Source organism: Paenibacillus harenae DSM 16969, from assembly GCF_000422465.1.
Lineage (GTDB): Bacteria > Bacillota > Bacilli > Paenibacillales > Paenibacillaceae > Pristimantibacillus > Pristimantibacillus harenae.
This window is the reverse complement of record NZ_KE383843.1, coordinates 652627-667796: the sequence shown is the minus strand read 5'-3', so window position 1 is coordinate 667796 and position 15170 is coordinate 652627. Positions and strand designations below refer to the sequence as shown.

The window sequence follows — 15170 nt, the reverse complement described above, 5'->3', positions numbered from 1 at the left end:
ATGAACGAGAAGGAGTGGTACAGGTGAAAAAATCTAGGCTGTATCCGTTTGAAAGGAATCGTTATTTTTATGGCAAGCTGCTGACGGTGCGCGATTTCGAATCGGAGCAGAAGTATTTTAACGACAAAAGAAGATTGCTTAACCGTCTCCTCTACGGCAGCGGCGTATTGTCGGGGATGCAGGTCGTGGCGGTTGACGACAAAACGATATCCGTGGAAATGGGCGTAGCCATCGATTACATCGGGCGGGAGCTCGTTATCCCGTCTCCGGTCACGCTGAAGCTGTCCATGATCGAGGGCTTTACGAACAATGAATATAAGAAAAACGTTTATCTGTGCATTGCTTATGACGAGAAGGGCAAAGAGCCGGTCCATTCGGTCGGCAATTCGAGCGTCCGCAATGACGAGGTGAGCGAATACAACCGCGTGCTGGAATCGTACCGTTTGTTTATCGTGGAGGAGGCTCCGGCGCCTTCCTCGTTCGAATTCGTGCAATTGCTCGAAAATGTCGCGACGGTCTATGAGGACGCAAACGTACGCATTACGCAGCGCATGCCGAAATACGCGAATGCCGGCGAAGTGGTTGAGGTCAAGCTGGTGATTGAGAAGACGCTGCAGACGCCGCGGATCGCTTTCGAATACGAATATGAAGCGGCGGGCTTCACGCCGCTGGGGAACGATAAGAACAAGGTGAGCTTCACGGAGCCCGGCGATGCGCAGGAAACCGAATATACGGTCAGCTTCCACGTGAAAGCGCCTCAGACGGCTGGCGGCGTGGCAGAGCTCCTTGTGCCGAACCGGGCCGCGAAGCTGACGATCGGCGACGCTGCTATCCCGCTTGATACGAACGCGAAACATGCGATTGAAGTACTGGCTGAGCCTGTTGCGAACCGGATTTTGAAAGATTGGCATGAACGCAGCCTGGAGCAGGCCGTCGAGGGCGCATCCGATCAAAGCATCTGTCTTGCGAAGATCAGTCTGCTCCAAATGGGGCCGACCTATATGATCGAGAAGGTGGACCGCGTGCCGTTCGGCGAGTTCATCGAGAGCACGGCGCTGCTTCAGCGGCTGACGCATACGGGACGCGCGTCAGCGCTGCACCGGTTTTATGCAAGCGCGCAGACGCATGATCTGGAATTTGACGCCAAGCCTACGCTGGACGTGCAATATCATCCGGATCGCAACGAATTCGATTTTAATCTGGGCATTCCACGCCCGCAGCATTTATATGATGAGATATCGACCGGCACGATGGAGGTCGCGCTTGAATCCATCGGCAAAACCGGAGGCTTCTTCTTCTCCCGCGGCAAGAAAAACTATGTATCCGAGGAAATCGGGCACGGTCTTGGCGAAGGGCAGGTATCGGTCGTTGTCGGGCTGGAGGAGCTGGATAAGCCGCTCACGCCGGAGAAGGATGCGGCGACGAAGAAGGTATATTACGGTCAGAGCGATGTATTCAAAGGCACCGAATTTGAACCGGATATTCCGAATGTATCGTTAGGCACGATCGTCTACCCGGAGAAAGGGACGTTCCGGATCGGAATGAAGCTTCAGGGGGAAACGGAAACCTCCGCATCCGTCATCGTTGTGCGCTGGTGGGCGTTTAAAAGTCTTGGAGCCGCGCAAGCCGCTTTGCAGGAAGACGATCAGTTGGAGTCCGGGCTTGCCGAAGCGGCTGCTTCGCAGCAGGAATCGTAATAGAAACAGGCTGCTCGGTTAAGGTACAATCGTGACCTGTATGAGCAGCCTATTTGCGATAATTTGGCAATAGGATGATTGCAAAAAAAATGGATATAGAAAGGAATTACGAATATGGAACAGAAATTAACCGGCGTCCCCGGAGCGGCCGTGCGCGGAACGGCATCGGGCGTGTTTTTTATGGCGGTCTTCGGTACGCTTTGGGCTTATACCGGAATCATGGGACTACAGGGATGGGGACTCCCGCTGCTCTTAATTGCCGCAGTGGCCATAGGCGCTGCCCTCGTCTTTGGCGGAGTCTATCTTATCCGCTCGTCGCGGGCTCTGCCCGTTCAGTCGGCGGAAGCAGACCCAAGATTCGGGAACCGGACGAGATTCCGGTTCAATGTCATCTTCGCGGCAGAAGGCATTGCGATTGCCATTGCGATTGCGATCTGTAACGCGGTCCGGCACACGGAACTTATTCCGCTCATCATTGCCATTATCGTCGGCGTTCATTTTTTCCCGCTAGCCCCGCTGTTTAAGGTCGGCTTGTATCATGTCACCGGCGCGCTCCTTTGTCTGCTCTCAATCGTGACGTGGGTGTTTGTGCCCGAGAAGGTCTTGCTGGAAGGACATGAGATTTTGACGTACATGACGGTAGTTGGTCTCGGTTCTGCTCTTATCCTGTGGGCAACGGGACTGTCCATATGGCTAATGGGCAAAAAATTGCTGAATACTGCCGCACATAGTCGGACAGAAACACTTCATCCGCGTTAAAATCCAACCAGATTATAATCGAAAAAGTGGCTGAGCAGTCTATCTGCTTAGCCACTTTTTCGTAATGGACCTTATTCCTGCGTTTCCATGTACGTCATTTCAAGCCTTACCGGTTTGTCTTTGTTCATCATGAACGATAGAACCGCATTTCCCGACTTGAACAGCAGGGCGGATCGGCCGTTCTCGAGCGTTTCCTTCGTGGAGTCCGTCTTGGCGGCCAGCAGTCTGGCGTAGGTCTGTTCCATGACGGTGCTGTTCCAGGTCGTCAGCTTGCGCACGTAAGAAGCTTCCGGATTATCGGGGTCGGGCTCAAGCATGAACGACATCTGCAGAGCGCTGAACGTGAGCGTCTGCGGCAATACCGTTTCCGCCGCGGCATCGGTCACCGTCAACCCGACTTCGCCGCCGCCGGCCCCGCCTCTTTCGGAGGCATCCGTCTCGGATTCGGCGTTCCCCTCATCCCCGCCTGCGGATAATGCCTGCACTTCTTCTGTCTCGCTGCCGGTATCCGGAGCCGGAGGCGCTGCACCTCCAGCATCATCTTCAGCGGGAGGAGAGGCCGGCTGCCCGTTCTGTTCCTCCGGATTAATTTCTTCCGGAAGCGTCACGGCTTCATCCGTTGCGGCTTCTTCCCCGGGAACCGGGCCGGTATCGCTTTCTTCCGCTGCAGGGACAGGAGCGTCCGGAGCGCCCAGCGTTTCCTGAAGCTTCGCGAGCGAGAGGTTCAGGAAGCCTTCCGCGAACAACGAGCCAGCCCGGAAAAATCCTTTGTAGAGCGGAGCGCCGTCCGCATCGAATAACGTGCCGACGCCCTCGAATTTGCCGCTTACGAATTTACCGTCGTAGATGACGCCGCCAGCCGCGTTGAACGCTTGACCGATGCCGTTCTGAAGCCCGTTCGCAAAGGAGCCCGCATAGACGGCCGTTCCCATTTCATTGAACAGGCTTCCCATACCGTGATAGCTGCCTAACAGGAAAGCGCCGTCGTATTTCACGAAGCCGGAAGGATAATATTCCTTGCCCGCACCCGACAGCTTGCCCGCCAGGAAATTCCCTTCATATAGAAGGGCGCCGTTGCCGTCGTACTGCTTGCCTGCGCCTTCGTAGACGCCGTTATTGAACAAGCCCTCGTACATCAATTTATCAGCGCCGCCGTAGAGCTTGCCTTCGCCGCTGTAGATTCCTTTCACGAAGGAGCCTGCATAGACGATTGTGCCGTCCTCCTTGTATTCCGTTCCGGCGCCATCATAGGCCCCGGATGCAAATTGCCCTTCATACACGGGGTTTCCGTTCGGATAAAATAACGTTCCCGCGCCCGCGTAACGGTCATCCGCAAACTCGCCGCGATACAGAAGCGCGCCATCCTCGTCGTAGAGCTCCCCGGCGCCGGCCATCATGCCCATGGCAAAATCGCCTTGATAACGAAGCTTGCCGCTTGAGTAATACAGCTTGCCCGCACCCGTATATAAGCCGTTCTCCAGCTGTCCTTCAAATAGAAGGTTGCCCTTCCCATCCTTAATCGAGGCTGGACCGTTAAAGCCGCTGGCGGCAGCAGCGGAAGCCTCGAGCTGCGGCGTTCGCCCGAACCATTTGTTAATAAAAGCCGGCGGGCTGATAAAGCCGAAATAAACGATGATCAGCGCAATAACCAGAATTAACGCGATGAGCTTCTTGGCGATATAATAGCTTCCGATCCGCAAATAGTTGTTCAATGAGCGGAGCGGGCCGAATATCGCGCTTACCAGCCACTTTCGCAGGGCGGCAAGCGCACGCTTCGGCAGCGTCTTGGCGCGCTTGAGCGGTCTCAGGATCATGCGCTGGATCGGTTTGAAAATCGGCTTCAGTATTTGTTCAATCATCTCATGGCACCTGTATCGCCACTTGTCCCGGATTTACGAATTGGATGACGCCTCCCCAGTTACACATGCATTTGGATGAATTGTTAAGCGCCGGCATGTTGGCTACGAGCACTGTCGGCGAGCCAGGCATCCAAGGAGCGGCCGTAACCGGCACGCAGGGCATGGGCGTTAGCGCGCCGAGTGCGGCAGCGGTTGCGGATGCGACCATCGGATTAGCCATCGAATTGCACATCCCGAAGGGCATAATGTTAACCATCGGCTTGTTGTCCATAATATTGGCGATGGGTAAAGAGGTCAGAACGCGGTTGGCAGGCAGTACGTTCAACGTGCTCGGAGCCGCCCCGAAGGAGCACTGCATCGTAGCTCCGCCGCATACAAGTTGTCCCATAACGATCCTTTCGGGCGAGCGGGCAATGGCTGCATGCCCCTCCTGTTTTCTACTATATTCATAGTACTATAAGGCTAAATCGCCATCAACAAAAACCTGCTGAAAACCGCTGATTTTTGATCTTTATCGCCAAGTAAAAGAGTGCCAAACGGCTTAACATGTAGTACTATGGAAATAGTAGATTTTAGCATTTGGAAAGCGATGGTGAACATGCGAAGGTCCTCATGGGGTATTGCGCTGCTGCTTATAATTGCGATTGGCCTCGGCTTCTGGCTTTATCCGAACGCTAGTCACTTTCAGGTTCTTCCGTACGTAAAGGATAAGCCGCTCTCTTACTTGTCGAAGGCCTCGGCAGGCCCGGACGGCAGCCTGATTGTCATCGGCGATTCCCGCCAGGAAATTGTGCGGATTGGCGGAGACGGAGATATTGAAGAGGTCATAACCCAGTCGATAGACAGCGGCGCGAGACATGACTTTACCGAAGTTGCGGTTGCGGAGGACGGCACGATTTATGTTCTCGACACGGTATTGGACGGTTATGGGCTGTATGTGCAGGAGGAGCGCATCGTCCGATATTCGGTTGACGATCCGCATGAAACGATCCTGTATACGTTCAAGGGCAGCGGCACGAATAAGCGCGTCGGCCTGATCAAAGGCCTGCATGCCGCTGGCGGCAGCATTTATTTCTACATAAGCGAAGAGACGGAAGTGCAGTTGAACCGGATATCTCCGATGGGCGGGAAACCCGAGGAGATGCTAAGGTTCCGAATGCCGGAGGATCGTTTCTTATCGGAGATTACAGGCTATGAGCCGGGCCATATTTATTACTCGACGAAGCGGGGAGCGATATTCCGCGTAAGCCGGGAAGGCGCGAGCGAGCTGGCGTATCCGCTGGAAGGAATGGACCGTACCCGCAAAAATTTCCCGGAAAGCCTCCGGCTTCATCAGGATGGAAGATTGTATTTCATCGATCGGTTCGTAAATGCCGTTACGAGTATGTCCGCGGCCGATTCAAGCGGGCTGCGTACCGAAATCGACGAAGCCTTCTTAAAGGAAAAGGCGCCGGATGCCGCTGTCCTCGAGATTGCGGATCTGACCTTGGATCCTGCAGGAAACATGATTCTGGTGCTTGACGACCGGGTCGTAAGCATCAGTTCGGATAAATCGGACGGCAGCGTAGTGGAGAAGCTGGCCTATGACCGCAGCACGATTGTGAAGAGCTGGCTTGCTTGGCTCGCCGCAGCTTTGCTGCTTGTGATTTTATTGGCGCTGGTCCGCCTGGTATTCGTACACGTGCTGAAAGGGAGAATCTCTCTATTTTTCAAGCAAGTATTCGCTATTGTGCCTATACTGATCCTCGCAATGATTCTATTATCCAATTTCATCTACGACAGCTTCTCCGTCAGGATGGAGGAAGAGATGCAGCGGCAGCTCTCGCTGCTTGCGCGCAACGGCAAGAACATCATTAACGGCGATCAATTGAATCGGATAACCTCGCCTAACGATTACCGGAACAAAGACTACCAAGCGATTTCCGGTAAAATAAACACGCTGTACGAAGGAGAGAACGACGCAAACCGCAAAGGGCTGTACAGCACGCTTTACAAATACGAGAACGGCGAGCTGTACATTATCATGGACGATGATGACGGCGTCAATATGTATAAGCCTTTCTCGCTCAGCGAGGAGAATCGGCTTGTTCTGGAGAAAGGCGAGATTCTAACCGGCCGCTGGGAGGATGCGACCGGCAAGTGGATGTATGCGATCGGCCCGGTCTATGACTCTGCAGGCTCTGCCGTCGGCATCTATGAGACAGGCCGCGATTTGAACGTTCTCTATCAAGCCAATCAGACGATATACAAAAGCGTGGTGCACAATATCGTGATGATCGGCATTGTCCTGATCATTCTTGTTCTTGCCGTTACCTATTACCTGCTGTCGTCGCTGCGGAAGCTGCGCAGAAGCGTCATGGAAATGGCGGACGGCAACTGGGATGTAAAGGTCGATATCCGTTCCCAGGACGAGGTAGGCGATCTGGGCGAACAATTTAACCGGATGGCGAACCATATTCGGACCTATATCAAGGATATTACCTCGTTCAGCGAAGCTTCTCACCGGTTCGTGCCGCAGCAAATTTTCAAATACTTGGGCAAGAAGGGCATAACGGATATTCACCTCGGCGATCAGGTTCAGCAGAATATGGCCGTCATGGTCGCGAATATCCGCTCGTTCCACCAGCTGTCGAAGCAGCTTACGCCGAAGCAAAACTTTGATTTCATGAACGGCTTTCTCAAGCGTTTCAGTCCTTACGTCCGCACGGAGGAAGGCCTGATCAGCAAATACTTGGGCGCGGGCTTCATGGCGCTGTTCCCGGCGCGCAATGAGGATGCGCTGCGCGCGGCCGTCGCGATCCGCAAGGAGCTCGTAAAGTATAACGAAAGCTTGAAGGCGTCCGGCTTCGCGCCCGTCGAGCTTGGCATGGCGATTCATAAAGGGCCGCTAATGCTCGGGATCGTCGGCGAGGAGCAGCGGATGGAGGGCAACGTCATCTCGGATGATGTCAACATTACCGCTGCGCTGGAGCGCATGTCGGATGCGATGGGCGCTACCATTCTTGTAACCCGCACTTATTTCGAACAGCTTCGTTCCCCCGAGCGCTTCCGCTACCGGGTGCTGGGACGCATTCGGATTGACGGCAAGGATGATCCGATCGAGCTTGTCGATGTGTACGAGGGGGATGTGGAATCGGAGCGCCAGCTGAAGGACCGCACGAGAGCGATGTTCGAGAAGGGAATTATGCTCTGTCAGGAAGGCCGCTTCTTCGATGCGAGGGAGACGTTTATCGAGGTTATTAAGATCAATCGTTTCGATAAAGCGGCTAAACTCTACTTCTATCTATGCGACGAATATTACCAGAAGGGCGCTGCTGAAGGCTGGAACGGCACGCTCGCCGTATAGTTCTATCCATTAAATAGGAGATGGAGGAGGATCGGATGCTGGCGCAGCGATTTCAGATAGAACGAGTAACAACGACTGATGAAGCGGAACGGATCGTCGATTTTTTATTATCGGATTACTCCTTTGACGATACCCGCTATACGCCCGGAGAGCTTGTTCACTTTCGCGAGCTTCCCTATAAGGCGCTGAGAGGCGAGCTGTTGTTCTGGTACGCGGAGGATCAAGAAGGACAGATCGTCGGCATAAACTGCGTCGCCGAGAATGAACAGCAGACGGGCGGTTTTAGCTGGGACTATATCGTCGTGCACCGGCATTTCCGCAAGACCGGCGTTGCCAACTCGCTTATTGAGCAAATGTTCCATTATATGCGGACAATGCATGCGCGTTATATCATTACGTATACCTGTGACCTTCCTGAATATACCCGCATACGGCAGTTGTTCGAGAAGAGCGGATTCTCGCTTGTCGGCAGATGCCCGGACTATTACTACGAAGGGGAAGACCGGTTGATCTATTATCGAAAGCTGGTTTAATCGAAATGAATGTAGAACGAATGTTACGTGCTGTCGGTGCCCGTCCTGAGGACCAGCGTAAGCTGCTGATGATGGCACCTGTTTTTTTTATTTGCGGCATTGCCGAAATGCTCAATTATAACGGGTTCATGACCTTGTTCAATCAACGCTTCGGAAGCGAGTATTTGCCCTACGTTTATGCGGCAGAAGCGATTATTTTGCCGCTCGAGGCGTGGCTGCTCTCCTGGCTTGCTGCAAAGCTGCCCAAGCCGAAGCTCATGCGCGTTCTGTACGGGCTTCTTCTGGGCATCGTAATCGTTAACGCCTTGATATTGCTTGCCTTGCAAAGCTTCGGGATGGAGCTGAGATGGTACTATCCTATCTTGTTTATTGCCTCGAACTTCGTCGTGCGGCAGCAAACCCTGCTATTGTGGAGCCTTGCGATAGATCTGTGTTCGACGCAGCAGGCCAAGCGGCTGATGCCCGTGTTCGTCGGCTCGGCTACGCTTGGAGGCGTCGCGGCAGGCTTGCTTGCGCAGCTCATCAGCATCGCATTCGGGCCTGCGGTCATTTATGCCGCAGGCGGCGCGCTGCTGCTTATCGCATGGGGTAATTACCGGAAGGTGATTAACCTTTACTTGGTACCGTTATCCCTGAAGCTGGAAGCGAATTCGGCGGAGGAGGAGCAGGTTTCGACCGCTGCGGTGTTCAAGCATGCGCTGCGTTCGCCCTTTCTGCTGACCGTTATTTTGTTAATGACGCTGATGCCTGCGCTGTATTTTCTGATGGAATACGAGTTTCTGAACGTGACGAAGCTTTCCTTCCCGGACGAGCGGGCGTTCAGCCGGTTTTTTGGGATGATCACGACGATGCTGTTCGTGCTGGCTTTCCTGCTTCAGACCGTATCGGGGAAGCTGATGGCGCGCCTTGGCGCAAGCCAAATGCTGACCGCCATCGCGGGCGTGTACGCCGTATCGTTTCTGGGCGCTGTTATTTTTATCGGAGGAGCTGCGGCGCTTCCGATTATTTCGATCGGATATATGCTGCTGTATTTACTGCTGTATTATTCCGCCGAGCCCTCCTACCAGCTGTTCTTTAAGACGCTGCCGCTTGCGCAGCGGGACAGCTACCGGTATGCTGCCCAAGGGATCGCCGCTTCGGCCGGCATTTTGATCGGCGCGGGTCTGCAGTTTCTTCATTCGGGCTTCGGTCTCCCTTGGACGCTTCTATCCATTGTCGGACTAGCCGGCGCGGCAGTGCTGCTTGTGCTTGCATGGTTCGGCAGACGGTTCTATATGAGAGAGCTGGTAGGCAGCGTACAGACGAACGGCGGCTATGATTTGACAGAGCAGTTCGATGAATTCAGCCGGAATGAAGCGGCGATGGCGGAAATCCGGCGAATGCTGAAGCATCCGCACGATTCCGCGCGGGAGGTTGCTCTGCAAATTATCGGCAGGCTGCAAAATCCGCAGGATGCGCCGGATTTGCTGGAGCTGATCGACGATCCGAACCCTCGTATTCGCGTTGCCGCAGTCAGAGCGATGAATCTGGAGAAGGCGGATCTGCAGGCGATGGTGAAGGTGGCGGCCTTTCTGGAGGATCCGGATGACGAGATGCGAGCTGAAGGCGTTAGGCAGATCGGCAGAATGAAGCATATGGAGCATCAGGCCTTCTATTTCTTGCGGCAAAAGCTGCTGGACCGTCATCCGAGCGTCATCGCGGAGGCGGTAAAGGCGATGTATTCGTTTCAACATGCGCCAAGCCTTGAGGCATGCGCGGAAGCGATCGACCGGATATTGGAAGAGGGCGGGGAAGCTTCCGTCCATATTTGCCGGGTTATTGCCGAGTTGAAGCTGGATGACTTCTTTCCGAAGGTGGAAAGACTGGTCGACGAAGAGCATACGGCGGCCCGCGTAGCGGCAATCGCCTGCCTCGGGAGCCTGAAGCATACGTCGATTATTCCGAAGCTGCTGCAGCGGCTTCCTATGATGGATCAGGAAATGCTGCGGACAACGACGGAAAGCTTTATTCATATGGGAGAGAAAGCGATCGGTCCGTTATGGGACAGCTTGGCGGATGCGCCGCCGAAGAGCTGGGCAGCTGTCGTGACCGCCCTGTCCTCGTTGCAAACGGAAGACCGGATCCGAACAGGACTTATAGAATCGGCCTTGCAGCGTCTAAGCACGCTTGAAGAGGCATCGTCGTATTCCGTATCCCTGAAACAGCTTGATCTGGAGAAACTCTCTGAACTGGCGCTGCTGCGCTGGCGGGAGGTCCGGGACTTTGTATTTGACGGAGTCTGGGCGGTCCTGGCAAGATTAGCCGATGAGCAGGCGGTCGACTCGGTGAGACGCGCCGCAGCCGATGAGGATGATGAAATTCGCAGCAACGCCTGGGAGGTGCTTGCCGAGGGGATGGGCGACCGCCGTCTCTCGCAATTTATGCTCAGCGTATTAGAGCGCGGGGAAGAAAGTAAGCCTGTTGGCACCACAGATGAAGCGCGTTCGCAGCTCCTGCTGGCGATGCGAAGCAGCGACGATTGGTGGCGCGAGATTGCCGCTGCGGCTTTAACGGAGGAGGAAACACACGTGTCGAACGATCAGCAGTTGATGAGCAGGCTTACTAAGGTGCTGTTTCTCAGGCAGGTTCCTTATTTCGCCGATCTGTCGCTCGAGGAGCTCGGATTAATAGCCAGCATTGCGGAAGAGTATGTCTGTCCGGAAGGCGAGTGTCTGCTGCGGCGGGGAGAACCAAATCCGGCGATGTATGTTATCACTGACGGCAACATAGAGCTGACGAGCGTTTCCGCTGCGGGCTGGGAAGGAACGATCGGCGTGCTTGGCGGCGGCGAGGTGTGCGGGGTGACATCGGCGCTTGACGGCACCGCTTCTACGGTTACGGCGCAGTCGCTTCTCGGAGACGTCAAGGCGCTTAAGCTGGTGGGCGAGAATGTATCCAGGCTCATCCGGTTATATCCGGAAATCGGCATCGGTCTGCTGCGCGCATCATTCGCCCGCATTCGCCTGCTGGAAGAAATGATGATGAAGATTGATTCCTGACGGAAAAAAGCGGGCTGACGGTTGCAACGGCCTGATACATTGCATATAATATAGATTATTATTTCATATTCGCAGCAAAGCGATGATGGAGAAAAGTACGCAGTGCTTTCGCACAGGGAGAAGACGCCGCAGATTGAGAGCGTCTTTGTGAAATAAGGCTGCCGAAGTTCGCTCCGGAGCAGACGCCTGAACCGCCGCAAGGCGCGAGTAGGGAGTGTCCGGTTCCCGCCGTTATGGGGCTTAAGGGATTACAAGGAGTTTCGGCATGCGATGCGTTAACCGACAGGGATCGCGGCGTGCAGGGATGAACGAATGTAATCCGAATTAGGGTGGTACCACGGTTCTTTCGTCCCTTCAGGGAGAAAGGGCCTTTTTTTGTTGTTATTCGATAAACCGGAGGCGAAGAGTGATGAAGGAAAGATTGGAAGGACTGCGCGGCGAGGCGCTTCAGGAGCTTCAACAGGTGGAATCACCGCAGCAGCTGAATGATTTGCGCGTCAAATATTTGGGCAAGAAAGGCGCTTTGACCGAGATTTTACGCGGGATGGGCGGCTTGAGCGCCGAAGAGCGCCCGCTGATCGGGCAGGTAGCGAATGATGTCCGCGCTGCGATTGAATCCGTGATCGAGAAGAAGCAGGAAGCTTTCCAGCAAGCGGAGACGAATAACCGTCTTCTTGCGGAGACGCTGGACGTCACACTGCCCGGGAAACAGCTGCCGACGGGATCCATACATCCGCTTAATAAGGCGGCGCAGGAAATCGAAGATATTTTCATCGGACTCGGCTATACCATTGCGGAAGGACCTGAGGTCGAGGAGGATTATTATAACTTCGAGGCGCTTAACCTGCCGAAAAACCATCCGGCCCGCGATATGCAGGATTCGTTCTATGTAACCGACGACATCCTGATGCGCACGCACACGTCGCCCGTCCAGGTGCGCACGATGAAGAAGATGAACGGACAAACGCCGGTCAAAGTCATTTGCCCGGGCAAGGTATACCGCCGCGATGACGACGATGCGACGCATTCGTTCCAGTTCAATCAGATTGAAGGACTCGTGATCGGCAGAAACATCCGCATGAGCGACTTGAAAGGAACGCTGCTGCAGTTCGTGCAGCAAATGTTCGGAGCACAGGCCCAAATTCGCCTCCGCCCAAGCTTCTTCCCGTTCACAGAGCCTAGCGCCGAGGTTGACGTAACCTGCGTGCAATGCGGCGGTCACGGCTGCCGGATGTGCAAGCAGACGGGCTGGCTCGAAATTCTCGGCTGCGGCATGGTGCATCCGCGCGTGCTCGAAATGGGCGGCTACGATCCCGAAGAGGTCAGCGGCTTCGCTTTCGGCATGGGCGTGGAACGGATTGCGCTGCTTAAATACGGCATTGACGACATTCGTCATTTCTATACGAACGATCTGCGGTTCTTGAACCAATTTGCGAGAATGTGACGAAGAGAGAAGGGAAGAAGAGAGATGAACGTATCCTATAAATGGTTAAGCGAATATATCGATCTGTCCGGCTTCACGGGAGCTGAGCTGGCGGAGAAAATGACGCGCGGCGGCATTGAAATCGACGCCGTCGAATCCCGGAATAAAGGCGTAACCGGCGTTGTCGCCGGTTATGTGAAATCGAAGGAAAAGCATCCCGACGCGGATAAGCTGAATGTCTGTAAGGTGGACGTCGGTACCGGCGAAGAGCTTCAAATCGTCTGCGGGGCCAAAAATGTCGATGCCGGCCAGCACGTTCCCGTTGCCGTGATCGGCGCCGTCCTGCCGGGCGATTTCAAGATCAAACGCGCGAAGCTGCGCGGCGTGGAGTCGCAAGGGATGATCTGCTCGGCGAAGGAGCTTGGATTGAACGAGAAGCTGCTGCCGAAGGAGCAGCAGGAGGGCATTCTGGTGCTTCCGGCGACGGTGAAGATCGGAACGCCGATCGTTGATGTGCTTGACATTGACGATGAGGTGCTGGAGCTTGATCTTACCCCGAACCGTTCGGATTGCCTCAGCATGCTGGGAGCGGCATACGAGATTGGAGCGCTGACCGGCCGTGAAGTTCGTCTGCCTGACAGCTCGGTTAACCATACGGCGATCCGCACCGACAGCCTCGTATCGGTCGAGGTCAGCTCGCCGGAGCACTGTTCGCATTACGCCGCACGTTATATTAAGGATGTGAAGGTCGGACCGTCTCCGTTGTGGCTTCAAAACCGCCTGATGGCCGCTGGCGTGCGCCCGATCAACAATGTCGTGGACGTGACGAACTTTGTCATGCTGGAATACGGCCAGCCGCTGCATGCTTTTGACGCGGACCGCATTCCGGGCGGACGCATTGAAGTTCGGCTTGCGAAGGCCGGCGAGACGCTTGTCACCCTGGATGACCAGGAGCGCAGGCTGGAGCCGCATATGCTGCTGATTACCGACGGCAGCAGGCCGATCGGGCTTGCTGGAGTAATGGGCGGGGCTAACACGGAAGTAACGGACGGAACGGTAAATATTTTGCTGGAATCGGCAAAATTCGACGGCGGCACGATCCGCAAAACATCGCGCCAGCTTGGACTGCGCTCGGATGCGAGCATTCGCTTCGAGAAGGAAGTGGATCCGGCGAGAGTGATTCCGGCGCTCGACCGCGCCGCAGCGCTTATTGCCGAGCTGGCTCTCGGCCTTGTAACAGAAGGCATCGTAGAAGTGACAACGGGCAAAGGCCAGCCTGTTCAAGTGGATGTCTCGCTTGAGAAAATTAACGGCTTCCTGGGCACCGAGCTTTCGAGACTTGAGGTGCAAACCATCTTCAGCCGCTTGAATTTTGACTATGAATTATCCGGCAACAATGTATTCTCGGTTAATGTGCCCTCTCGCCGCGGCGATATTACCCGTTCCGTCGATTTGATCGAGGAGGTTGCCCGTTTGTACGGTTATGACAACATTCCGACGACGCTTATTCATGGCGATGTGATACCCGGCTCGTTAACGAAGCCGCAGGCGATCCGGCGCGAGCTGCGCAAACGCCTGACCGATGCGGGTCTTCACGAGGTAATCAGCTATTCGTTCACCGGTCCGGCCAGGACGAAGCTGTTCCCGTCAATGGCGGAGGAAACGCTGGCTGTCCGCTTGGCGATGCCGATGAGCGAGGACCGCAGCGTGCTGCGGACGACTCTGATCGCACAGCTGCTTGAGACGGCTGCCTATAACCGCAACCGCAAAAACGAATCGGCCGCTATTTTCGAAATCGGCAGCGTGTTCCATACAGACGAGGAGCAGCTGACGCGCTTGCCGCAGGAGAAGCACCGCTTCGCAGCGCTGCTGACGGGCAACCGCACCGAGGCGCAGTGGAATACGAAGGCGGTTCCGGTTGATTTTTACGATGCGAAGGGCATTTTGGAAACGCTGTTTGCGGTGCTGGGTCTTACGGATAAGGTATCCTATGAGGCGGCCCAGCCTGAGAACTTCCATCCGGGTCGTACGGCAGCCGTTATCCTGGATACGCCAAAGGGGCATGAGATCATCGGTTATGTCGGCCAGCTCCACCCGGCGCTGCAGCTGGAAGCGGATCTCGCAGATACGTATGTGCTTGAAATCGGACTTGATCTGGTCTATGAGCTGGCCTCATCGGACATCGAATACAAAGTGCTGCCTCGTTACCCGGCGATGCAGCGCGATATCGCGGTGGTCGTCGGCCAAGAGGTGGCATCCGCCAAGCTGACCGGTGCGGCATGGAGCACAGCGGGCGAACTGTTGGAGTCCGTCCGGGTGTTCGATGTATACATGGGCGAGAAGCTTGGAGCCGGCAAAAAGAGCGTCGCTTTGTCGCTTGTTTACCGTCATAAAGAGCGCACACTGACAGATGAAGAGGTAACAGAACTGCACGGAAAGGTTGTTTCGCAATTGGAGCAATCTTTTGGGGCGGAATTGCGCAAGTAAGCAGGAAACTTCTTAAGCCGCATCGAAA

Annotated in this window: 9 protein-coding genes; 7 read left to right on the top strand and 2 right to left on the bottom strand. The window is 55.0% G+C overall.

Going from position 1 to position 15170, the window contains the following annotated elements; genetic code table 11:
- Positions 1-23: 23 nt before the first annotated feature.
- Both H581_RS35060 and H581_RS35055 read left to right on the top strand, forming a co-directional pair.
- On the top strand, positions 24-1697 hold the full coding sequence (locus tag H581_RS35060; RefSeq protein ID WP_051251227.1) for a hypothetical protein: 1674 nt from the start codon (positions 24-26) through the stop codon (positions 1695-1697).
- A gap of 114 nt (positions 1698-1811) precedes the next feature.
- Entirely contained in the window at positions 1812-2456 is a 645-nt protein-coding gene (locus H581_RS35055; RefSeq protein WP_051251225.1) for a DUF7010 family protein, read from the top strand.
- A 71-nt stretch (positions 2457-2527) separates the two neighbouring features.
- Here H581_RS35055 and H581_RS0122485 read toward each other — a convergent pair whose 3' ends face one another.
- Together H581_RS0122485 and H581_RS37365 are read right to left on the bottom strand one after the other, a co-directional pair.
- On the bottom strand, positions 2528-4315 hold the full coding sequence (locus H581_RS0122485; protein WP_028611975.1) for an MORN repeat-containing protein: 1788 nt from the start codon (positions 4313-4315) through the stop codon (positions 2528-2530).
- A gap of 1 nt (position 4316) precedes the next feature.
- Positions 4317-4703, bottom strand: coding sequence for a DUF4280 domain-containing protein (locus H581_RS37365; RefSeq protein ID WP_084134728.1), 387 nt, complete (start codon positions 4701-4703; stop codon positions 4317-4319).
- A 210-nt stretch (positions 4704-4913) separates the two neighbouring features.
- Between H581_RS37365 and H581_RS36650 the strand changes: the two genes are divergently transcribed.
- The 5 genes from H581_RS36650 (at position 4914) to pheT (ending at position 15142) form a co-directional block, all read left to right on the top strand.
- Positions 4914-7661, top strand: coding sequence for an adenylate/guanylate cyclase domain-containing protein (locus H581_RS36650; protein ID WP_028611973.1), 2748 nt, complete (start codon positions 4914-4916; stop codon positions 7659-7661).
- A gap of 35 nt (positions 7662-7696) precedes the next feature.
- Positions 7697-8194, top strand: a complete 498-nt coding sequence (locus H581_RS0122465; RefSeq protein ID WP_028611972.1) for a GNAT family N-acetyltransferase — start codon at positions 7697-7699, stop codon at positions 8192-8194.
- A gap of 5 nt (positions 8195-8199) precedes the next feature.
- Positions 8200-11232, top strand: coding sequence for an Npt1/Npt2 family nucleotide transporter (locus tag H581_RS0122460; RefSeq protein WP_169507539.1), 3033 nt, complete (start codon positions 8200-8202; stop codon positions 11230-11232).
- Positions 11233-11641: 409 nt separating this feature from the next.
- Entirely contained in the window at positions 11642-12676 is a 1035-nt protein-coding gene (gene pheS / locus H581_RS0122455) for a phenylalanine--tRNA ligase subunit alpha (protein ID WP_028611970.1), read from the top strand.
- 24 nt (positions 12677-12700) lie between these two features.
- Entirely contained in the window at positions 12701-15142 is a 2442-nt protein-coding gene (pheT, locus tag H581_RS0122450; protein ID WP_028611969.1) for a phenylalanine--tRNA ligase subunit beta, read from the top strand.
- Positions 15143-15170: the final 28 nt, after the last annotated feature.